The sequence below is a fragment of the Ramlibacter sp. genome (assembly GCF_050250995.1).
GTDB lineage: Bacteria > Pseudomonadota > Gammaproteobacteria > Burkholderiales > Burkholderiaceae_C > Ramlibacter.
The window spans coordinates 1-17,630 of sequence record NZ_JBFWNP010000075.1 but is presented as its reverse complement, the minus strand read 5'-3'; the positions used below and the strand labels follow the sequence as shown (position 1 = coordinate 17,630).

Sequence of the window (17,630 nt, the reverse complement as noted above, 5' to 3'; positions counted from 1 at the left end):
TCGTGAGCGCCGAGAAGCTCGACGTCGCGAAGCGCCTAGCAGCGCAGCCCGAGGGCTTCGCGAACGGGGACTTCGCACGCGCCGCAGGAGTCAATGCCTCGGCAGCGGGCGCATACCTTTCGGCGTACACGCAGCGCGGCCAGATCTTCAAGGCCGTTCTCGCCGGGAAGCACGCCCGCTTCTTCGACAGCGCCGAGCGCGTCGCGGCCTACGTCAAGTCGCACGCACCAGCAGTCCTACCTGTGTCCCACGACTGCGTCGACGTGGCGCGCGCGTGCGTGAAGTCGCTGCGCGCCGGCATGTTGAGCAGCACCGCAATGGCCGCTTCATGCGGAGTTACACCCGTGCTCGTCGATACGTCGCTCGCCCCGCTGGTCGATGCGGGGAAGCTGATGCGCATTCCCGTGCTGCGCGACCAGGTGGCGCAGTTCGACTACAGGTTCAGCTCGCGCGGGCTTCCCACGGAAGAAGACTTCGAACTGTGCCGCGGTGCGACCGTCGCGCCGGTGGCCACGATCAGCCCGGTCGCGCCTGCAGCGCCCGCGCCACTGCGTCACGAAAGGAAGCCGCCTCCGCTGAATGAGCTCACACGCGAAGCTGGGCGAGCGGGAGCGGCGAGCCGGGTGGCCTCGCGCGGGCTCGAAAGGAGCCTCGCCTCGCCGGCAAGTCTCGGCTGGGCCGTGGCCCCAGCCAGCGCCTCCGAAGAGCCTGCTGCTGCGGCGGCGGACTGCCCGGCGCAGGCGGTCGAGGGGGCCTCCCAGGCGGCGCCGACCCCGGAGGCCGAATCGATTTCCCTGCCGCCGGCCGAACCGCCCGTCCCCGCACCCACGACGAGCGAGCCGGAACCGTTGGCGTCGCCTCGCATCGTCGGTGGTGTGCTGCACGTCGACGACTTCGTCTGTGCAGTGAATTCGCACGGCGAACTCGCGCTGGACTTCGGCGGCGCCGGACAGGCCCTGTTTCCCCCGGCGCAGGCGCTGTACCTGAAGCGCTTCATGCAGAACACGACGGTGATCGAGTCGTTGCTGGAGCGCGGGCTCGTATGACGCAGTTCTCAGTCAACACGAAAGGTGACCATGAATGACGTGAAAGTCGAGTACGTGCGGCCGGGCATTCCCGAGCCGAGCGCGGCAGAGATCGAGGAGATGCGCACGCTCGTCGACCAGCTGCTGCACTTCGAAGGCTTTGCAGGCCAGCGGCCGGACACCGTGTGCAACGCCTTGATTTCCGCGTACTGGAGCGCCTGCGGCCTCGCGGGCTGCCAGGAGCAGGCCGCGCACGGAATGATCCAGCTCGGGGCAAAGCACATCGCGCAGATCATCGCCGCGCGGGACGCGGCCGGGGCCGTTCAGCCCGCCCCCACGCCCTCGGTGCATTGAATGACCAGCGCGGAGCTTCTCAACGTCCTGAGCGCCCATCGCGGGCGCGCGAAGGGCATCCACGTCGCGCACCTGTCCGCCCTCACGGGCGTGACGCCGCGCGAGCTCCGCAAGCTGATCTCGGACCTTCGAACGGAGGGCGTCGCGATCTGCGGCGTGCCCGAGACCGGCTACTTCATCGCCGAGACCTCGCAGGAGCTGGACGACTTCTGCATCAAGTACCTCGAGGCGCGAGCCCTGCACAGCCTGAAGCTGAGCAGCCGCCTGCGCCGCATCCCGCTGCCGGTGCTCGCCGGCCAGCTTCTTCTCAACCAAGCGTAAAGGACGCCACCATGAGCGAGCAACGTATCGTGCCCCCCGGGTACTGGGAGAGCGCCAGCGGCGCGCTCGTCCCGGTCTCCAAGATCAAGGATATCGACAAGGATCGGCACCGCACGGTGGTTGACCTGTGCGAACAGGCCAAGGCCGAGAGCGCGCGCCTCTTCGGCTTCAAGACCACGGCCATGCAGGCCGTCACCGAGTTCGTCGAGCGCAGCCTGGCGCAATACGACGTGGCCCACGGCGGCAAGAAGGGCAACGTCACGCTCGTTTCCTTCGACGGCCGCTACAAGGTTGTCCGCCAGATGCAGGAGACGCTGGTGTTCGACGAGCGCCTGCAGGCCGCGAAGGCGCTCATCGACGAGTGCGTGAAGACCTGGTCGAAGGGCAGCAGCGACAACATGAAGGTGCTCGTCAACGACGCCTTCCAGGTCGACCAGCAAGGCCGCATCGCGACGGGCCGCGTACTGCGCCTGCGCACGCTCGACATCAAGGACGAGAAGTGGCGCCTGGCGATGGAAGCGATCGGCGACTCGGTGCGCGTCGCCTCCACGAAGTCCTACGTGCGCTTCTACGAGCGTGACGACGCTGGCGGCTACCAGCCGATTTCCCTCGACGTCGCGGCCCTGTAACCGAACACCAGGAGGCACACATGGGCACGGTTTCGAAGATGGTCGAGCTGGGGTATACGCCCCACACCGACGCGTCGACGCGGTGCGTGGGCTGCGCGAAGGCGGAGCATCACGTCACGGGCATCCGCTGCGAGATCGGCGGCTTCTACGTCACGCGCGCGGGTGGCTGCAGGCGGCACGAGCCGGTCGTGGCCACCGCGCCGGTGCCTGCGCCCCTGGTGCCGATCGGCCCGGTCGACATCTGAGGAGCACCGCGATGGCCGCGTTCTTCATCTCATTCGCGCTCTTCGTCGCGGGCTGCGTTTACGCGAAGGAGGGCACCCAGCAAATCACGGCAAGCGCCGCGTTCATCGCGGCGGCGATCGCACTGCTCGCCGATGCGGTCGGAGGCAAGAAGTGACGCCCACCGTCGAACAGGTCGTTGGCACAGCGTTCCTTCGCAGCGGCAATGGACATGCGCTTCGCATGAGGTCCGTGATGCTCGCCGTTCGCGGGGCGGGCTTGATCACCTCGACGGACCTCGCGATACACGTCGAGGTCTCGCCCCGGAGCGTGTTTCGGTACATCGACCAGCTGCAGACCGGCGGAGCGCCCATCCTGGGCGTGGCCGGGGCTGGATTCAAGTGGCATGGCGCGCATGTTCACGAGGGGCCGGCGCCGGCAGTTCCCCTGGTCGACGATGAAGCGATCCTCGCGTGGGCGCGGCGGCACGCGCTGGAGACCGGCAGCGTCCTGCAGTTGCGCGAGATCCTCGAAGACGCTCGGACACTCACGCGCGGGAAGGGTGCCTGATGGCTTCTCGCCCACCACCCTCGAAGCCGATGTGCTGCGTCCGATTCGGCTGGCGCGCCGAGCTGCTGCTGCCGGCGGACAAGGCGATGAAGCTGGTCGAGCTGCTCCAACAGGCCGCGCTGTGCGAACGCAACTACGACGGGGCCGGCTACGTGTTCGTCGTGCAGGAGCAGCCCGAGGTGGAGCTCATCACCGTGAAGGCTTCACAGATCCGCATGCCGCAGCCCTCGCCTGCGAGTGTCTCCAGTCAAGTACTCCGGCTCACGGACCAAACCTTTGAAGGATAAGTGTGATGGACGCCATGCAGAAGAAGCTGAAAGACGCGCGCGCCGAGATAGAGGCCGTGCTCAAGAAGCACGACGTCGCAGGCTTCGTGACCTTGCACGCGCCCGGCTGGGGAGAGACGTTCTGGAACATCTGGCCGTCGTATTCGATCCTGATCGGCGACCTCCCCGCGGTCCGAATCAAGTCCAAGGCGGCGGATTACCTCGGCAATGTGACGCTGCAGCGTGAGCACCAGCAACACACCGCCGGAATGGTTCACGCGCTCTCGACCTCGATGGCCGGCTGCGGGATGCAGTTCCTGCAGCTGGCCGATGCCGTGAATCGGGCGCTCAATGCGGAACACACGGACAAGGGGTTCTATCCCGATCCGAGCCGCTTCAACCCGGGTACGCACTGACATGAGCAAACCTTGCAAGCTGCAGATGAACAACTCCGGCGCGTGGAAGGATATCGTTCGTTTCGACGCCTCCGAAGACGAGCGTACCGACGATCTGCTGAATGCCGCCGCGCAGCTCGCCGACGTCGTGAACGACGGCGAGAAGAAGCCGTACATGACGCTGCGCGTCGTCTCCGACGAGCGCATCCCGGCGGTGCTGATGCGCTACGTCGGGCGCGAGGCGGGCTGGCGTGACGCGAAGACAGGGGAGCCCGCCTGATGCCCTGCAACAACTGCAGCGACTTGGCCCGCTGTGACCGTCTCGGGCTCTGCCAAGGCCACGCCAAGAAGGTTCTGGTGCATGGCCGGCCCTCTTCCAACGTCTCGTCCCGGACGTGCTGGCTGCGGGCGCGCATCGTCGTAGTGGCGGTCGGGGCGCTCACTGTCGGAGTGGTGGCGGGTTATCGGCATGCGCGCCATGAGGTTCGCAGCTCCTGCGATATCCACGCGGCCATGAAGATTGACCAGGACGTGTACGAGTGCCGTCGCGAACGGGGCATCTCATGACGCGAGTGCAGCGCCGAGCTCGCAATACCTACCCGTGGCCGCGTGGCGGCTGCATCCGCTATTCCCTATCGCGCAGCGCGCGACGTGCTCTGGGTGCCAAACGATGAGCACGTCGCTGCATGAGGGGGAGACATTCTCCGTGACGCGCTTCTACGGTGGGACTGAGCGCGGTGTGTGCGTTCAGATTGGCACCGCGCAGGGGTTCGTGCAATTGACGCTGGTCGATGCCGCGCGGCTTGCCGCTGTGCTGCACGAAGCCACTTATGGCGTGGGAAGATTCGCCAGATCTGGAGGCCCACGGAATGGAATGGATCAAACTGGTACTGGCCTTGATAGCCATCGCCATCTCTCTTTGGACCTTGATCGAAATGATCATCTTCGGGATTCAAACGTTGAGGAAGCGGCGACTCAAATAGGTTCCGATGGCGTGCCGGACTTAAAGACCGGCTGGCCCACGCCCGAGTTGATGCAGGACGACGACCGTGGCCTGAGTAAGGCGCTGGCCGACCCGCTCGATTCCGCGCTCAAGCGCAAGCCGGTGAGCATCAAGGGCAATGCTGGCGTGGACTCGTCGGCGAAAGGCGGTGCGTGATGGCCTGCCCGAAGTGCGGATGCAAGGTGCATTACCAGTACGACACCGGCTGGGATGAGCCGCAGGAATCGGAGCGTGAGCGGTGCGCTGCCTGTCGGCACGTCTTCTACAGCGAAGACGCTGCGGACGATGAGGACGACGCCTATGGCGTGGCTCCGTCTGGTGAGGTGAAGCATGGCGACTGACCTGCCGACGCCGAAACAGCGCGCCGCCGAGTTGTTCGCCCGTGACTACGCGAGGGCCATCTTCCGCGAAAAGGTGCGCCCGAGCGGCGACGCGCCGAGCTATCTGCAAGTGACACAAGAATCGCTCGCGGCCATCGTGGGCGCGGCGTTCGAAATCGGCGTCCAGTGGCGCGAGGAAGCAGTCCAGGCATTCCCGGCCGCGAACGACGCCTCTGGCGTGCAGGGCACCGATGGAGGGAAGCAGCCGTGAGCCGCCCTACCTACAACCCCGACCCGCTCGAGGTGCTCACGGCGATGTTTGAGGCGCCGTGCTTACTGCCGGCGCAACGCATCGTGATGTGGACCTACCCGCACATGGTTCGGCCGGCCCTGTCAGCCGTCCGGCACGGCGCGGGCGACCTGCTACTGGCGCTGAGCCCGATGAACCACCGCCCGCTCTACTACCTCGTCTGGATCGACAGCGCGTGGTGGCCGGAAGGCGATGACCTCGACCTCGACCATCTGGACGAAGTGTGGCTCGCGCTCGAAGACGAGTTCGGCCGCCGCGAACGCAGAGACGACGGCGATTTCAGGCGCCGCTACTGCTGGCCCGAGGTGGACGACAGCGACGGGTGTTGCTGGCGCCGCGCGCGGCCGGAGGACGTTCTCTCAGCCGGTGCCCGCCGCCGCCTCATCCCTGCGTGGCAGGAGCGCAATCCCTCTGGCGTGCTGGCGGCTGTGCCGACCTATCGCTTCCTGACCGTGGGAGACACGATTCAGCGTGGCGACGAGTTCGTGTCCGATGACTGCAAATCGTGGGAGCCGGCCACCGGCATCTTCGTCGGCATGCGCTACAGCACGGCCCTGAAGACCATGCGCAGGCGCACTGATGGCGTGAAGGGCATGCACGACCAGGTGTTTCGGCCGGCAAACTCCGTGGGCCGTCGGCCGCTTCCGCCTCTCTGAGAACGCGGAGACTCTGATGCCGCGCACCGTTGCGTCCAAGATCACGCCTGGCATGGTGAACTGGTGCCGCGCCCTTTCCGATCAGGACGCTTGTCGGCTGCTGAAGCGCACCGTGCCGCAGGCGCCGAACTGGCAGCACTACCGGACCGAGGGGCCGCTGCGGATCGCAAAGCCTACATGGGCGATGGTCGACAAACTGATGGCCGCGGGCTTGATCAGCTGGACGAAGCGTCGCGAGCACGACTTCATCGCTCACCTGACGGTCGCCGGCCTCGCCGAAGCGGCCCATGAGCAGGCACCCGTCATCGTCAAAGGTGAGGATGCATGGCCGTTCCCCTCGAGCTCGCGCTTCAACCCCGACGGGTCGGCGAAGGCTTCACCGCCATGAGGAAGCGCCGGACGGTCCCGCCGCAGGTCGGTTGCCACGGTAAGACGCGCTACGCGTCTTACACGGCAGCGGACAGGACGCGCGTCTACCTATCGCGCAAGGAGCGGGTGAAGGGGGGTCGCCTCTGCGTCTATTCGTGCAGGACGTGCGGCGGATTCCACGTCGGTCACACCGCCCGCAAGCCCAGGAGGCAATGGTGAGGGTGATCGACGGTCCACAGGCGCGCAAGAACGAGCTGGCGCAGATTCATATCGCGATCAGCGACCTCGGCTGGGACGATGGGCACTATCGCGCGGTGCTGTTCGCGAAGACGGGAAAGCGCTCGGCGGGCGACCTCGACAGCACCGGTCGGAAGCGGTTCATCGAGCACCTCAAGGCGTGCGGGTGGACAGGTGGAAAGCCTCGGCCGGCCGCTCCAAAGTACACGCGGCAGCAGTGGCACATCTTGCAGCTATGGCGCGAGCTCGGCGAGGCCGGAGCGCTCACGGACAAGAGCGGCTCCGCGTTGAATGCCTTCGTGGCGCACTTGGTGGGCGCCAGCGACCTCCGGCTCCTGACGGCGACCGCCCAGGCGACCACGGTCATCGAAGCGCTCAAGGCATGGCTGCAGCGCATGCGCAAGGCCGCTCGTTCGCGAGGAGCGTCGACTTGAAAGCCTGGGGCGAGCTCTCGATCGAGCTGCTGCCGAAGGTCCTGCAGGACTTCGTTCGGTTGATCGGCTTGCACGCGACGATGCTCCTCGTCGACAAGTTCGGCGGACTGCGGATTTACATCCCTCTCAACCCTGCAGAGGACCATCACTTCGCGCAGCTCATTGGCTTCGACAATCTCCTGAAGCTGAGCGAGGTGTACGGCCGCGAGGATCACTTCGAGCTGCCGAAGGCCGAGCGCGCGCTGAAGGCTGTACGCAATGCGAAGATCCGGGCGGAGTTCGGCCCCAAGTCGATCCGGCAGCTCGCGCATGAGCATCGCCTCACAGAGCGCCAGGTGACGCGCATCGTCGGCGCGCCCACGAACCACGACCAGCCCGAACTCTTCGGCTGAATCTCGTCGACCGCGCGATCGCGCGGTCCTTTTCCGCTTCTCATGCGCCCCGCGCTCGGCATCGTGAGCCTGCCTGAGCGCGCGTCGCCGACCTCCTCGACCTCGCAGTTAAAGTCGCACGCGAGCGCGGCCGACGTGCGACTTTAACCGGACCTCCGATACGTGCGAGTTCGCCGAACTCGCACCTCCCGCATGGACGGCCAAAAGGGCGCATAAGTCCGCGCCACTGCTAGAGATTTCGAACTCGCACGTGGTTTTGAGCGTGCGAGTTCCAACGTGCGAGTTCGCTGCCCGGCCCGCCGGGTCCGACACGCCCGCCTGGCATCCGTCAGGCAGCGTCATTCCCCAATGACGAGCGGGCGTCGAGGCCCGCTCCGATTTATCCCACGAGCAGCCCGGCCCGACGCGCCAGAACCGCCCCAAGGGCTGTTTTTCCGGGCCGCCGGCCCATTCGGTGCCAAACCGTTTGTCACGGCCGCAGTGGGCCGGATCAGCCGTAAGCCCGCGTCAGATAAGGCGAATGCCGTTTTTCTGTAACTCCTTCGGAGGTGTCAAAACGGGCAGTCCCCCACACATCCTCGTCGTCAACCGCGCGCTCGATGCGAAGCACGGCGACGTGGTCGTGGCCGAGGTCGATAACGACTTCACCGTGAAGTACCTGCACCGGCGCGCCGGCCGCGTGAAGCTGCGCGCGGCCGATCCGACCTTTCCCGACATCGAGTTCCGCGACGGCCAGCAGATGCTGATCGTGGGCGTGGTCACGTCGACGATCAAGCGCTTCCGGTGAGGGGGCCGCGATGTACGCCCTCGTCGACGGCAACAACTTCTACGTGAGCTGCGAGCGCGTGTTCCGCCCGAGCCTTCGCGGCCGGCCGGTCATCGTGCTCTCGAACAACGACGGCTGCGCGATCGCGCGCAGCAATGAGGCCAAGGCGCTCGGCATCGCGATGGCCGAGCCCTGGCCCTACATCCGCAAGCGCCTGGGCGACGCGGGCGTGGTCGCGCTCTCGGCCAACTTCACGCTGTACGGCGACATGAGCAACCGGCTGATGTCGATTGCGGCGGGGCTCGGGCCGCGGCAGGAGATCTATTCCATCGACGAGTGCTTCGTCGACGTCGCGGGCATCCGCGGCGACCTCACCGCGCGCGCGCGGAAGCTGCGCGAGCGCCTGCTCCAATGGATCGGCGTGCCCTGCGGCATCGGCATCGCGCCGACGAAGACGCTCGCGAAACTCGCGAACCACGTGGCGAAGGATGCCGACCGCAAGCCCGGCGTGAACTATCCGCATGCGCTCGCCCGCGTGTGCGACCTCGGCGCGCTGCCGTCCTCCGACCTCGATGCAGTGCTGGCGGCTACGGAGGTGCGCGACCTCTGGGGGATCGGTCCGCGCCTTTCGGCGCAACTGACCGACGAGGGCGTGCGCACCGCGCTCGACCTCGCGCGCATGGACGCCGCTGTCGCACGCCGCCGATGGAGCGTGATGGTGGAGCGCACCGTGCGCGAGCTGCAGGGCCAGTCGTGCATCGCGTTCGAGGACGCGCCGGCCGCGCGCAAGGAGGTGTCGTGTACGCGCGCCTTCGGCGAACCGGTGACCACGCTCGCGCCGCTCGAAGAGGCAGTGAGCGAGTACGCGAGCCGCGCGGCGTTCAAGCTGCGCGAGCAGGGCAGCCACGCTGCGCAGGTGCTCGTCTTCATCCACACCAATCCGTTTCGTACCTGGGAGAAGCAGTATTCGCGCGCGGCGACGCTGCCGCTGCGCCGGCCGACTTCGGACTCGTCGGCCATCGTGCGCAGCGCGCTGCGGGGACTCGCGCAGATCTGGAAGCCGGGCTTTCGCATCCACAAGGCCGGCGTGATCCTGATGGACCTGCGGGATGCGTCGGTGGAGCAGGGTGAACTCGCGCTCGACGAAGGCGACGAGCGCGACACGCCGCGCCGCGCACGCCTGGGCGCGGCGCTCGACCGGATCAACGACCGCTATGGACGCGGCACGCTGCAGCTTGCAAGCGCGGGGCTCGGCGGCGATGCGCGCGACTGGACGATGAAGCAGCAGTGGCGCACGCCGCAATACACGACGGACTGGGGGGCGTTGCCGATGGCGGGGAGTTGAGGCGAGGCCCCGCTTGCCGCCACCTCACTCCGTGCTCACCATCCACGGCACGCCGAACTTGTCCGTCACCATGCCGAACATGCCGCCCCAGAACGGCGGCGAGAAGGGCATCGTCACCTTGCCGCCCTGCGCGAGGCCGTCGAAGATCTCCTGCGCCCTGGCTTTGTCCTTGGGCACGTAGACCGACATCGAGAAGCCCCCGTACTGGGGCGCCGGCGTGCCCGGCATGCCATCGCTCGCCATGAAACGCGCGCCTTCGGACTCGAAGGTCGAATGCATGATCTTCTGGCCGTAGCCGGGCGGCAGTTCCTTTTCCATCGGCGAGCCTTCGTAGCGCATCACGTTGAGGGCCTTGCCGCCGAACACCTTTGCGTAGAAGTCGAGCGCTTCCTCGCAGTTGCCGTTGAAGAAGAGGTAGCTTTCGATCTGCATGACCCGTCCTTTCGGTTGAGGAAAGGCGATGGTAGCGGCGCGCTGAATAAAATGGGCCGATGCTCGATGCCAATCTGCTGAGAAAAGACCTCGCTTCCGTCGTCGCGCGCCTCGAAGCGCGCCGGTCCCCGCAAGACTTCCTCGACGTCGAGGCGTTCCGCGCGCTCGAGACCGAGCGCAAGACGATCCAGACCCGCACAGAAGAGCTGCAGGCGCAGCGCAATTCGCTGTCGAAGCAGATCGGCCAGCTCAAGGCCAAGGGCGAATCCGCCGATGCCGTGATGGCGCAGGTCGCGCAGATCAAGACCGATCTCGAGCAGTCGGCCGCGCGCCTGGAGCAGATCCAGCCCGAAATGCAGACCCTGCTGCTCGCCGTGCCCAACCTGCCGCACGAGAGCGTGCCGGTCGGCAAGGGCGAGGACGACAACGTCGTGGTGCGCCAGTGGGGCGAGCCGCGCAAGTTCGACTTTGCAGTGAAGGACCACGTCGACATCGGCGTGCCGCTGGGGCTGGACTTCGATGCCGGTGTGAAGGTGGCGGGCTCGCGCTTCACGGTGATGAAAGGTGGCATCGCGCGCTTGCATCGCGCGCTCGCGCAGCTCATGCTCGACGTGCAGACGGGCGAGCACGGCTATACCGAGTGCTACACGCCCTACATCGCGAGCGAGGCCACGCTGCGCGGCACGGGTCAACTGCCGAAGTTCGAGGCGGACCTGTTCGCCGTGAGCAAGGGCGGGCAGGGCGGCCTGGCCGACGAGGAGCAGCAGGCGCTGTACCTCATCCCCACCAGCGAAGTGACGTTGACGAACCTGGTGCGCGACGAGATCGTGCCCGAGGCGCAGTTGCCGATGCGACTGACCGCGCACACGGCGTGCTTCCGTTCGGAGGCGGGCAGCGGCGGGCGCGACGTGCGCGGCATGATCCGCCAGCACCAGTTCGACAAGGTCGAGATGGTGCAGATCGTCCAGCCCGACAGGAGCTACGAAGCGCTAGAGGAGATGACGCGGCATGCGGAGGCGATCCTGCAGAAGCTGGGGCTGCCGTATCGGGTGATGCTGCTGTGTTCCGGCGACATGGGCTTCGGTGCGGCCAAGACCTACGACCTGGAGGTTTGGCTGCCGGGGCAGGACAAATACCGCGAGATCAGCTCTGTGTCGAACTGCGAGGCCTTCCAGGCGCGGCGGCTGCAGGCGCGCTTCAAGACGGCGCAGGGGAAGAACGAGCTCGTCCATACGCTCAACGGTTCGGGCCTCGCCGTGGGCCGCACGCTGGTGGCGGTGCTGGAGAACTACCAGAACGCGGACGGCTCGGTGACCGTGCCGGAGGCTTTGCGGCCGTACATGGGCGGGCTGACGAAGCTGGGTTAGAATCTCGGGCTTCGCACCACGCGAACCGAATTCAGGAGCGGTGGCAGAGTGGTCGAATGCGCCGGACTCGAAATCCGGTATACGGTTTCACCGTATCGAGGGTTCGAATCCCTCCTGCTCCGCCAGACAGCTAGATTTCATGCGGGTTCCTACGGTATCCCGCCCTCTACCCCACAAAGAGCCCCTCAAACTCCAACGTGGTTGAATTGCGACCTTCGCACAGGTCAGGCATGAATGACTCGGTTGATATGTTGTTGGATGCCTGCTGATCGGACACGACACGACGTTCTGTGACGGGGATCACGTCGAACCGTGGATGCACAGGTTGCCGGTCGTCCTCTCGCGGCTATATTTTTTGTCGGCAGCCCGTCAGAGTTCCGAAGGACCAATATGTATAGAGAAGGGATTCCTGCGGCCGCCTTGCTGCTGCTGCTCAGTGCCTGTGGTGGTGGAGGGGATGAAGAGGTCGTATCGGCGGAAGTCCAGCTGTGCAGGGCGAATCTCGAAGACCAACGCACGCAGACGAACAGGGTTGCGAACAGCTACAACGTCCTCTTCAAGCCCTCAACGCCATCTCAACCTTCTCCGATTTGGCCCCCGGTGAGGCCGCCTTTGGGCTTGGTGAGTAGCGGCCAGACCAATGAACAACTTGCTGCCGAACTCGGCATTCGAGGCAAGGTCCGCTACATCTACGACAACATCAACGGAGCAAATCTCCAGATCGACGCGAACGAAGCCGCGCGCCTGTGCGCCGACCCGCGCGTCAGTTCCATCGACCAGGACCAGTTGACGACGGGGTTCTAGACATCCCTCCATGTCCGCGCCGCCCGACGATCTGATCAGCCAGCATCTCGATGCCGTAGACCCACGCCACCGCTTTGCCGGCGTACGTTTCGGTCTGGTGGAATGGGACCTCTCGCATCTGGACCCGTTCGCCATGCGTGTTGAGATCGATCCGGGTCTGCACGTCGACGTAGTGGTGTTCTTTGCCTGCCACTGCTTTGCCCACGATGAGCGAGACGACCCTCGCCGAGGCAGCATCCCCGCCAGCGAGTACTTCCGAGACGATCGAGAAGTGCGGGTGCTAAACCCGCTCCGCTATGAGTTCTCTCGCCGGTTTTTGCCGCAGCTCGTTCGCGAACTGGGCAATCGTCAAATCCGCATCGACGGCGCGCCGTACAAAAATTTCTTCACCTGGGAAGGCGCGACGGTGGGTGGTCGCCCGGTCCACTACGTGATCTTCTTCGAAGTGACTCGAGACCCGCGCCGAAAGAAGCGGCTACTGCTTCGCGTCCAGAGTGCCTATCCAGTGGATGCGCTCAACAATCGCCAAGCCGCGGCTGGCAAGGTCAAGTTCTTGACGCTTCTTCGCGCCGCCTACAACGGGAAGAAGATCCGTGGCTAGGAAAGACAACGGCCGCCCGAAGGCGGCCGTCGCATGTGAGGTTCTCTATCACCTTGCGGCGAATTCCCACTCCAGGTGGGACCCGTTCCCGGGCGGCACTGCCTTTCTCACCTCACAGCAAAGCAGTTCTTGTGCGGCAACTATACCGGGTTGGCACCCGACGTCGGTAGTCCAATTCCGACACTTTAGAGGGGTCAATGTCAATCCGCAGAGCGAACTCTGCTGCGCAACCCCGTCCGACCTTAGCAGAGCTCGGATTCAGCCATCGGCGGAGTGCATCGCGAAAGCGCGTAGAAGCCGCTTCGCGAGACACCGCGGGCCTCGCACACCAGTTTGATCGGCCACACCCCTTGGTGCTTTGCCAGGGTGTCCATGAAACCGGCAGCAGCCCATCGACCCATGCCCGTGCGTTCGTCATCTCCCCGCCTCCGCCAGTCCAATCCCGCCTGCCGTCTCTCGCGCAGCGGCCCGGTACGACTGCAGGCTGCCGGCATGCATGTTCCGCCCCGGAAGCTCGCGCTTGAAAATGCGTTCCGCCTCGCACGCCGCGTCCAGCAGCTTCTCGAAGTCGATGCCCGTTTCAACGCCCAGCTCGTTGCAGAGATGGACCAGGTCCTCGCTCACGATATTTCCGGCTGCCCCCCTCGAGCCCGAGAACGGGCAGCCGCCGAGTCCGCCCACCGCGGCGTCGAACAGGGTCACGCCCATCTCCATGCCCGCATACGCGTTGGCGATGCCGAGCCCGTGCGTGTCGTGGAGATGCAGGCGGATCGGAATGCCGGGCCACCGTGACTGAACGAGGTCCACCAGATGCTTCACTGCGCGCGGCGTGGCCCAGCCCATCGTGTCGCCGAGGATGATTTCCCGCGTGCCGCCACCGGCCTCCGCGGCGATGGACATGGCGCGATCGATCAGGTCCACCACGTGCTGCGGCGCGACATCGCCGCTGAAATTGCACCCGAATGCAGCGGACACGCTCACCACGCACTCCTTGATGCCGAACGACTCGAGCATCGCGATATGGTTCGGAATCTCGTCCATGAGCTCGGCCACCGAGCGGTTGACATTCTTCCGCGCGAAAGCATCGCTCGAATAAAGCAGGACCAGCCCATCGATCGTCAGGCGGCCGGTCGCCTTCGCTCGCGCGAGACCCGCCCGGTTGAGGCAGATGGCCGTGTAGATCGTGCCCGGTCGCATCTTGATCCGCGAAACGACCTCTTCGGCGTCGGCCATCTGCGGGAGCGCCTTCGGGCTCACGAACGATGCCACTTCGATGGCACCGAAGCCGCAATCCGAGAGCAGGTCGATCAACCTGATCTTCTCCTGCGCGGGAATGGCGCTCTTGTGGAACTGCGCGCCCTCGCGCACGCCCACTTCCCTGATGTCGATTCGTTGCGGCAGCATGCTTTTTTCCTCCGGCAATTGATCCGGCCCCAGCCCAGCTCTCAGGCCCGAAGCTCCCGCCACACCTCTTCGTTGTGTTCACCCAGAAGGGGGGCGCGAGTGGTGCAGCCCCAGGCAGCAGTGGACCGCAGATTGGGGTGGCTTGCGTACGTGAAGGAGCGCCCCAGCTCGGGATGCTCGATCGCGACGAAGTTGCCGCGCTCGCGGCAGTGCTCGTCCTCGAGCAGTTCCTCGAGCGGACGATTCGGCGCGCACACCACGTTGCATTGCTGCAGCGCATTGAATGCCTCTACCGCGGGTCGCACCGCGGCCCATCGTGCAATCATGCGTGCAACGCGCTCGTTGGCTTCGAGCGAATTCACGTACTCGGGGTCGAGGAACCGGGGATCGCTCAGTTCCTCGCCCAGGCCGGGACCCAGCAGTTCGCGCAACTTCGGCAGGTTGGCCACGCGCAGCATGGTGACGACGAGGGCGAGGAAGCGTCCGTCCGCGCACTTCATCTGCTGCGGGGCGCTGCGCACCTGATTGCGCTGCGTATAGATGAAGCGGGGCACCGTGCCTTCGGTGGCCTGTGCGCATGCGTCGTGGATGGCGACATCGATGAACTGCCCGCTGCCGCTGTGGTGCCTGTGGTAGAACGCGGCGGCAATTGCAACGGCTGCATGCTCCGCGGCGATCGCGAAACTCTGCCAGCCCTGGGCCATGAAGGGCGGCGTGTCCCATTTGCCCGGCGCCTTCGCGTCGTACCCGATGCAATACGCGGACCCACCCAGCGCCTGGTGCACGAGATCGGAGGACTTGAAATCGCGCCAGGGACCGTAGCCGCCGAAAGGCGTGATCGAGCAGTAGACGACGGCCGGGTTGAGTTCCTGGATCGCCGAGTAGCCGAGACCGCGCTCGTTCATGAAGCCCGCCGGGTGGGCATCGACGATCACGTCGGCGGTGGCTACGAGTTCGCGGTAGCGCCGGATGCCCGCCTCCGAACCGGTGTCGAGGGTCACGCCGCGCTTGCCGCGGTTGTACGTCCAGTAGAAGAGACTTCGATCCGGGCCGGGCACGTCTTCGAAAAACGGTCCGATGCCGCGGCTGGGACTGCCTTCGGGCGGCTCCACCTTCACGACATCGGCGCCTTCTCCGGCCAGGAGCATGCCGCAGAAATCGGCGGCCGCGCCACCGATCTCGACGACGCGCATGTCCTCGAAAAACGTGGGCCGCGAACGGGCTGGCCGCGAATGCCGTTTCGCCTTATCCATGGTCAGATGACACCTCGGTCCTCATAGGCCTTGCGCTCCGCCGGGGTCATGCCCAGGATCCGCTCGTAGACATACTCGTTGTCCTCGCCCAGGCATGGCGCGCCGCGGTGCGTCAATCCGCCCGGATGCGCAGGCGTTTGCGACAGTTTCGCCGTCAGGTGGCGGGTGAAAGGCCGGGTCCCCAGCTCGCTGTGATCGAGGTGGACGAAGAAGTCCCTGACCTTCAGGTGCGGGTCCACGGTGACCTTGTCCTGCGGTGACTGCACGACTCCCGCGGGAACGCCCGCTTCCTGCAATGCATACATGAGGGCATAGCGCTCCTGCGTCGCCGACCACTCCCCCACCAGCGCATCGAGCGCCTCCTGGTTCCGGATGCGCGACTCGAGCGTCGAGAATCTTGCCTCCTTCGACCAGGCGGGTTCCCCCATGCACCTGCACAGCGCCAGCCACTCGCGCTCGTCGAACACGGCGATCGCGATCCAGGCGTCGTCGCCCTCGCATCGGTAGATGCCGTGGGGGGACGCCGGAAGATGGGGTGAGCGATTCCCGACGCGGGAGGTACGCCGGCCGTTGGCCGAAAAGTCGAGCAGTCCCGTGCCGCCGATGAGCAGCCCGGGCTCGTACTGGGCCTGGTCGATGTACTGGCCCTTGCCGGTGCGGTTGCGATAGTGCAGTGCCCCGATGGCCGCCAGTGCGCTGTAGAACGGCGGCGTCGTGTCCATGTAGGAGTGGCTCCACGAGGTCGGCTCATGCGGGTCGGGCAGTCCCTGGAAACCCAGCCCGGAAAACGCGTGCGCCGTCGGGCCCAGCGATCCGTAGCTGCGATAGCGGCCGGTGTTGCCGTAGCCGGACATCTGGATGTAGATGATGTCGTCCTTCTCGGCGCGCAGGCCCTCGTAGTCGAGCCCCCACTTGCCCATCACCGGCGCCTTGAAGCCGTCCATCACGATGTCGCTGGTGCGAACCAGCCGCTTGAAGATCTCGCGGCCCTCGGGCAGTGCCATGTTCAGCGTGACGCCGTATTTGCCGGGGTTGCGGTCGTTGAATACGCCGCTGCGATTGGCCATCGCCGGCAAGGCGGGTCCATTCTCCTTCTGGTACGGGACTTCCTTTTTCCCGGGTGCAAGCGGTGTGCGCTTCAGTTCGCGGGAAGAGATACCGACGCCCGCAGTCTCGGCGAGGCGCGTGAAATCCATCCGCTCGGGCCACTCGATGCGAATGACTTCCGCGCCGAGGCTGGCCAGGAGCGTCGACGTGCCCGCACTGGCGAGGGCCCAGGTGAGGTCGGCGATCCTGACGCCCTTCAGCGGCAGCGGAGCCAGTTCACTCATGTGCAATCCCATCGTTCACCGGAGGTTGAAGAGCTTCGTGGCATTGCCCCCGAGTATCTTTTCGCGCGCCTCGGGCGTCAACGCCGGATAGTTCCGCCCTGACTCCTTGTCGATCTGCTTGCGGGCCTGCGGATGAGGATAGTCGGTGCAGATCAGCATGTGACCTGCCCCCTACCGCGTACCCCATCGAACTGAGGAAGTCCGGGGTTTTGAGGTCAATCGATCTGCGTTGTGGTTGTAGGTGATCGAATTGCATCGCCAACGCGCTTGCGATGCAACTCGGCCTCGCATGCGGAGACGGCCGTTATCGATCTAACTCAGCTACGTCCTTCGCCCATTGAAGACATTAAAAGATTAAACCGCTCCCGGTAACATCAGCGGGAAGCGAGAGGCGGCCGCAAGACTTGCTGCGCTGCAATAACTGCGTTCGCAGCAACAGCTCCTTACTTAGCGACTAAACTGGCGCTCTTAGGGGGGCGTCATGGAAGTGCCTGATAGTGCGCGGGAAGAGGAGCGGGAAGTTCAGCGCCCGGTCCGCTTGGATCTCGACTCGGCTCCCACCATCGGGTACGCCTCTATCCAGAATTCCATGCCGGTAGTTCGCAGCCTCCGGGTGACGAACAGCTCGGATGCGGAGCTCGCTGATGCGGAGCTTCTCGTCCGATGCGATCCAGGATTTGCGGTAGGTGCCAAGTTGCGTGAGTTAGCCCCCTGATTCCCCGGACCCGTTCTATCGCTTATCTTTCGAGATAGGAGAAGGACAGTGAGTACGACTAGGAATACGGATTCCGTAGAGGTCATCTTGAAGGACCAGCGGCGCAGGC

At 65.4% G+C, this 17,630-nt stretch carries 26 protein-coding genes, 1 tRNA gene and 1 pseudogene; 23 read left to right on the top strand and 5 right to left on the bottom strand.

All coding sequences use genetic code 11. The features are described 5' to 3' along the window. From AB7E83_RS26650 to AB7E83_RS26560, 19 genes and pseudogenes are all read left to right on the top strand, one after another. Positions 1-1,046: pseudogene (locus AB7E83_RS26650) on the top strand (hypothetical protein); the annotation flags it as partial. Positions 1,047-1,076: 30 nt separating this feature from the next. Continuing rightward, a complete protein-coding gene (locus AB7E83_RS26645; protein ID WP_428574276.1) occupies positions 1,077-1,379 on the top strand; it encodes a hypothetical protein in 303 nt (100 codons plus the stop codon). Then, positions 1,380-1,700 carry a hypothetical protein gene (locus AB7E83_RS26640; protein WP_428574274.1) on the top strand — a complete coding sequence of 107 codons (321 nt, stop codon included), beginning with the start codon at positions 1,380-1,382 and terminating at the stop codon, positions 1,698-1,700. Positions 1,701-1,711: 11 nt separating this feature from the next. After that, positions 1,712-2,329: a DUF3164 family protein gene (locus AB7E83_RS26635; protein ID WP_428574272.1), complete on the top strand. Its 618-nt coding sequence runs from the start codon at positions 1,712-1,714 to the stop codon at positions 2,327-2,329. A 20-nt stretch (positions 2,330-2,349) separates the two neighbouring features. After that, positions 2,350-2,574, top strand: a complete 225-nt coding sequence (locus AB7E83_RS26630) for a hypothetical protein (RefSeq protein WP_428574270.1) — start codon at positions 2,350-2,352, stop codon at positions 2,572-2,574. A gap of 11 nt (positions 2,575-2,585) precedes the next feature. Continuing rightward, the gene (locus AB7E83_RS26625; protein ID WP_428574268.1) at positions 2,586-2,729 is read left to right on the top strand and encodes a hypothetical protein; all 144 of its coding nucleotides are present in this window, start codon (positions 2,586-2,588) and stop codon (positions 2,727-2,729) included. Positions 2,730-2,794: 65 nt separating this feature from the next. Beyond that, complete coding sequence (locus AB7E83_RS26620) at positions 2,795-3,121, top strand: HTH domain-containing protein (protein WP_428574266.1); 327 nt, start codon at positions 2,795-2,797, stop codon at positions 3,119-3,121. A 29-nt stretch (positions 3,122-3,150) separates the two neighbouring features. Next, a complete protein-coding gene (locus tag AB7E83_RS26615; protein WP_428574264.1) occupies positions 3,151-3,408 on the top strand; it encodes a hypothetical protein in 258 nt (85 codons plus the stop codon). Between the two features lie 14 nt (positions 3,409-3,422). Continuing rightward, positions 3,423-3,803: a hypothetical protein gene (locus AB7E83_RS26610; protein WP_428574262.1), complete on the top strand. Its 381-nt coding sequence runs from the start codon at positions 3,423-3,425 to the stop codon at positions 3,801-3,803. Between the two features lies 1 nt (position 3,804). Further along, the gene (locus tag AB7E83_RS26605) at positions 3,805-4,062 is read left to right on the top strand and encodes a hypothetical protein (protein ID WP_428574260.1); all 258 of its coding nucleotides are present in this window, start codon (positions 3,805-3,807) and stop codon (positions 4,060-4,062) included. A gap of 390 nt (positions 4,063-4,452) precedes the next feature. Continuing rightward, on the top strand, positions 4,453-4,941 hold the full coding sequence (locus AB7E83_RS26600; RefSeq protein ID WP_428574258.1) for a hypothetical protein: 489 nt from the start codon (positions 4,453-4,455) through the stop codon (positions 4,939-4,941). Positions 4,942-4,967: 26 nt separating this feature from the next. Beyond that, the gene (locus tag AB7E83_RS26595) at positions 4,968-5,126 is read left to right on the top strand and encodes a hypothetical protein (RefSeq protein WP_428574256.1); all 159 of its coding nucleotides are present in this window, start codon (positions 4,968-4,970) and stop codon (positions 5,124-5,126) included. Further along, positions 5,116-5,376, top strand: coding sequence for a hypothetical protein (locus AB7E83_RS26590; protein ID WP_428574254.1), 261 nt, complete (start codon positions 5,116-5,118; stop codon positions 5,374-5,376). The genes AB7E83_RS26595 and AB7E83_RS26590 overlap by 11 nt, the downstream gene beginning before the upstream one ends. Then, positions 5,373-6,071, top strand: coding sequence for a hypothetical protein (locus tag AB7E83_RS26585; protein WP_428574252.1), 699 nt, complete (start codon positions 5,373-5,375; stop codon positions 6,069-6,071). The genes AB7E83_RS26590 and AB7E83_RS26585 overlap by 4 nt, the downstream gene beginning before the upstream one ends. Positions 6,072-6,087: 16 nt before the next feature. Beyond that, positions 6,088-6,459 (top strand): hypothetical protein, encoded by a 372-nt coding sequence (locus AB7E83_RS26580; RefSeq protein WP_428574250.1) that lies wholly within the window; start codon positions 6,088-6,090, stop codon positions 6,457-6,459. A gap of 196 nt (positions 6,460-6,655) precedes the next feature. Continuing rightward, on the top strand, positions 6,656-7,111 hold the full coding sequence (locus tag AB7E83_RS26575) for a phage protein GemA/Gp16 family protein (RefSeq protein ID WP_428574248.1): 456 nt from the start codon (positions 6,656-6,658) through the stop codon (positions 7,109-7,111). Further along, complete coding sequence (locus AB7E83_RS26570) at positions 7,108-7,503, top strand: Mor transcription activator family protein (RefSeq protein WP_428574246.1); 396 nt, start codon at positions 7,108-7,110, stop codon at positions 7,501-7,503. The genes AB7E83_RS26575 and AB7E83_RS26570 overlap by 4 nt, the downstream gene beginning before the upstream one ends. Positions 7,504-8,023: 520 nt before the next feature. After that, positions 8,024-8,290, top strand: a complete 267-nt coding sequence (locus tag AB7E83_RS26565; RefSeq protein ID WP_428574244.1) for a LexA family protein — start codon at positions 8,024-8,026, stop codon at positions 8,288-8,290. A gap of 10 nt (positions 8,291-8,300) precedes the next feature. Continuing rightward, positions 8,301-9,614 carry a Y-family DNA polymerase gene (locus AB7E83_RS26560; RefSeq protein WP_428574242.1) on the top strand — a complete coding sequence of 438 codons (1,314 nt, stop codon included), beginning with the start codon at positions 8,301-8,303 and terminating at the stop codon, positions 9,612-9,614. A 24-nt stretch (positions 9,615-9,638) separates the two neighbouring features. On the opposite strand, the gene AB7E83_RS26555 is transcribed toward AB7E83_RS26560, so the two are convergent. Further along, complete coding sequence (locus AB7E83_RS26555) at positions 9,639-10,046, bottom strand: VOC family protein (protein ID WP_428574240.1); 408 nt, start codon at positions 10,044-10,046, stop codon at positions 9,639-9,641. A gap of 59 nt (positions 10,047-10,105) precedes the next feature. Here AB7E83_RS26555 and serS point away from each other — a divergent pair, with 59 nt between their 5' ends. From serS to AB7E83_RS26535, 4 genes are all read left to right on the top strand, one after another. Then, positions 10,106-11,413, top strand: a complete 1,308-nt coding sequence (gene serS / locus AB7E83_RS26550; protein WP_428574238.1) for a serine--tRNA ligase — start codon at positions 10,106-10,108, stop codon at positions 11,411-11,413. Positions 11,414-11,447: 34 nt separating this feature from the next. Continuing rightward, a tRNA-Ser gene (locus AB7E83_RS26545) sits at positions 11,448-11,538 on the top strand. A gap of 295 nt (positions 11,539-11,833) precedes the next feature. Further along, positions 11,834-12,217: a hypothetical protein gene (locus tag AB7E83_RS26540; protein WP_428574236.1), complete on the top strand. Its 384-nt coding sequence runs from the start codon at positions 11,834-11,836 to the stop codon at positions 12,215-12,217. Between the two features lie 10 nt (positions 12,218-12,227). Then, positions 12,228-12,818, top strand: coding sequence for a hypothetical protein (locus tag AB7E83_RS26535; protein ID WP_428574234.1), 591 nt, complete (start codon positions 12,228-12,230; stop codon positions 12,816-12,818). A gap of 414 nt (positions 12,819-13,232) precedes the next feature. Here the strand turns inward: AB7E83_RS26535 and AB7E83_RS26530 are convergent, their stop codons facing one another. From AB7E83_RS26530 to AB7E83_RS26515, 4 genes are all read right to left on the bottom strand, one after another. Further along, complete coding sequence (locus AB7E83_RS26530; RefSeq protein ID WP_428574232.1) at positions 13,233-14,222, bottom strand: hydroxymethylglutaryl-CoA lyase; 990 nt, start codon at positions 14,220-14,222, stop codon at positions 13,233-13,235. 41 nt (positions 14,223-14,263) lie between these two features. Beyond that, entirely contained in the window at positions 14,264-15,415 is a 1,152-nt protein-coding gene (locus tag AB7E83_RS26525) for a CaiB/BaiF CoA transferase family protein (RefSeq protein ID WP_428574229.1), read from the bottom strand. Positions 15,416-15,477: 62 nt separating this feature from the next. Beyond that, complete coding sequence (locus AB7E83_RS26520) at positions 15,478-16,806, bottom strand: CaiB/BaiF CoA transferase family protein (RefSeq protein ID WP_428574227.1); 1,329 nt, start codon at positions 16,804-16,806, stop codon at positions 15,478-15,480. Between the two features lie 15 nt (positions 16,807-16,821). Then, positions 16,822-16,965 (bottom strand): amidohydrolase family protein, encoded by a 144-nt coding sequence (locus AB7E83_RS26515; protein WP_428574225.1) that lies wholly within the window; start codon positions 16,963-16,965, stop codon positions 16,822-16,824. Between the last annotated feature and the right edge of the window lie 665 nt (positions 16,966-17,630).

Excerpts from the sequence above, each read along its gene's own strand:
- AB7E83_RS26645 (WP_428574276.1), top strand. The coding sequence starts at position 1,077 with ATGAATGACGTGAAAGTCGAGTACGTGCGGCCGGGCATTCCCGAGCCG.
- AB7E83_RS26640 (WP_428574274.1), top strand. The coding sequence starts at position 1,380 with ATGACCAGCGCGGAGCTTCTCAACGTCCTGAGCGCCCATCGCGGGCGC.
- AB7E83_RS26635 (WP_428574272.1), top strand. The coding sequence starts at position 1,712 with ATGAGCGAGCAACGTATCGTGCCCCCCGGGTACTGGGAGAGCGCCAGC.
- AB7E83_RS26630 (WP_428574270.1), top strand. The coding sequence starts at position 2,350 with ATGGGCACGGTTTCGAAGATGGTCGAGCTGGGGTATACGCCCCACACC.
- AB7E83_RS26625 (WP_428574268.1), top strand. The coding sequence starts at position 2,586 with ATGGCCGCGTTCTTCATCTCATTCGCGCTCTTCGTCGCGGGCTGCGTT.
- AB7E83_RS26620 (WP_428574266.1), top strand. The coding sequence starts at position 2,795 with ATGAGGTCCGTGATGCTCGCCGTTCGCGGGGCGGGCTTGATCACCTCG.
- AB7E83_RS26615 (WP_428574264.1), top strand. The coding sequence starts at position 3,151 with ATGTGCTGCGTCCGATTCGGCTGGCGCGCCGAGCTGCTGCTGCCGGCG.
- AB7E83_RS26610 (WP_428574262.1), top strand. The coding sequence starts at position 3,423 with ATGCAGAAGAAGCTGAAAGACGCGCGCGCCGAGATAGAGGCCGTGCTC.
- AB7E83_RS26605 (WP_428574260.1), top strand. The coding sequence starts at position 3,805 with ATGAGCAAACCTTGCAAGCTGCAGATGAACAACTCCGGCGCGTGGAAG.
- AB7E83_RS26600 (WP_428574258.1), top strand. The coding sequence starts at position 4,453 with ATGAGCACGTCGCTGCATGAGGGGGAGACATTCTCCGTGACGCGCTTC.
- AB7E83_RS26590 (WP_428574254.1), top strand. The coding sequence starts at position 5,116 with ATGGCGACTGACCTGCCGACGCCGAAACAGCGCGCCGCCGAGTTGTTC.
- AB7E83_RS26580 (WP_428574250.1), top strand. The coding sequence starts at position 6,088 with ATGCCGCGCACCGTTGCGTCCAAGATCACGCCTGGCATGGTGAACTGG.
- AB7E83_RS26565 (WP_428574244.1), top strand. The coding sequence starts at position 8,024 with ATGCCGTTTTTCTGTAACTCCTTCGGAGGTGTCAAAACGGGCAGTCCC.
- AB7E83_RS26560 (WP_428574242.1), top strand. The coding sequence starts at position 8,301 with ATGTACGCCCTCGTCGACGGCAACAACTTCTACGTGAGCTGCGAGCGC.
- AB7E83_RS26555 (WP_428574240.1), bottom strand. The coding sequence starts at position 10,046 with ATGCAGATCGAAAGCTACCTCTTCTTCAACGGCAACTGCGAGGAAGCG.
- serS (WP_428574238.1), top strand. The coding sequence starts at position 10,106 with ATGCTCGATGCCAATCTGCTGAGAAAAGACCTCGCTTCCGTCGTCGCG.
- AB7E83_RS26535 (WP_428574234.1), top strand. The coding sequence starts at position 12,228 with ATGTCCGCGCCGCCCGACGATCTGATCAGCCAGCATCTCGATGCCGTA.
- AB7E83_RS26530 (WP_428574232.1), bottom strand. The coding sequence starts at position 14,222 with ATGCTGCCGCAACGAATCGACATCAGGGAAGTGGGCGTGCGCGAGGGC.
- AB7E83_RS26525 (WP_428574229.1), bottom strand. The coding sequence starts at position 15,415 with ATGCGCGTCGTCGAGATCGGTGGCGCGGCCGCCGATTTCTGCGGCATG.
- AB7E83_RS26520 (WP_428574227.1), bottom strand. The coding sequence starts at position 16,806 with ATGAGTGAACTGGCTCCGCTGCCGCTGAAGGGCGTCAGGATCGCCGAC.
- AB7E83_RS26515 (WP_428574225.1), bottom strand. The coding sequence starts at position 16,965 with ATGCTGATCTGCACCGACTATCCTCATCCGCAGGCCCGCAAGCAGATC.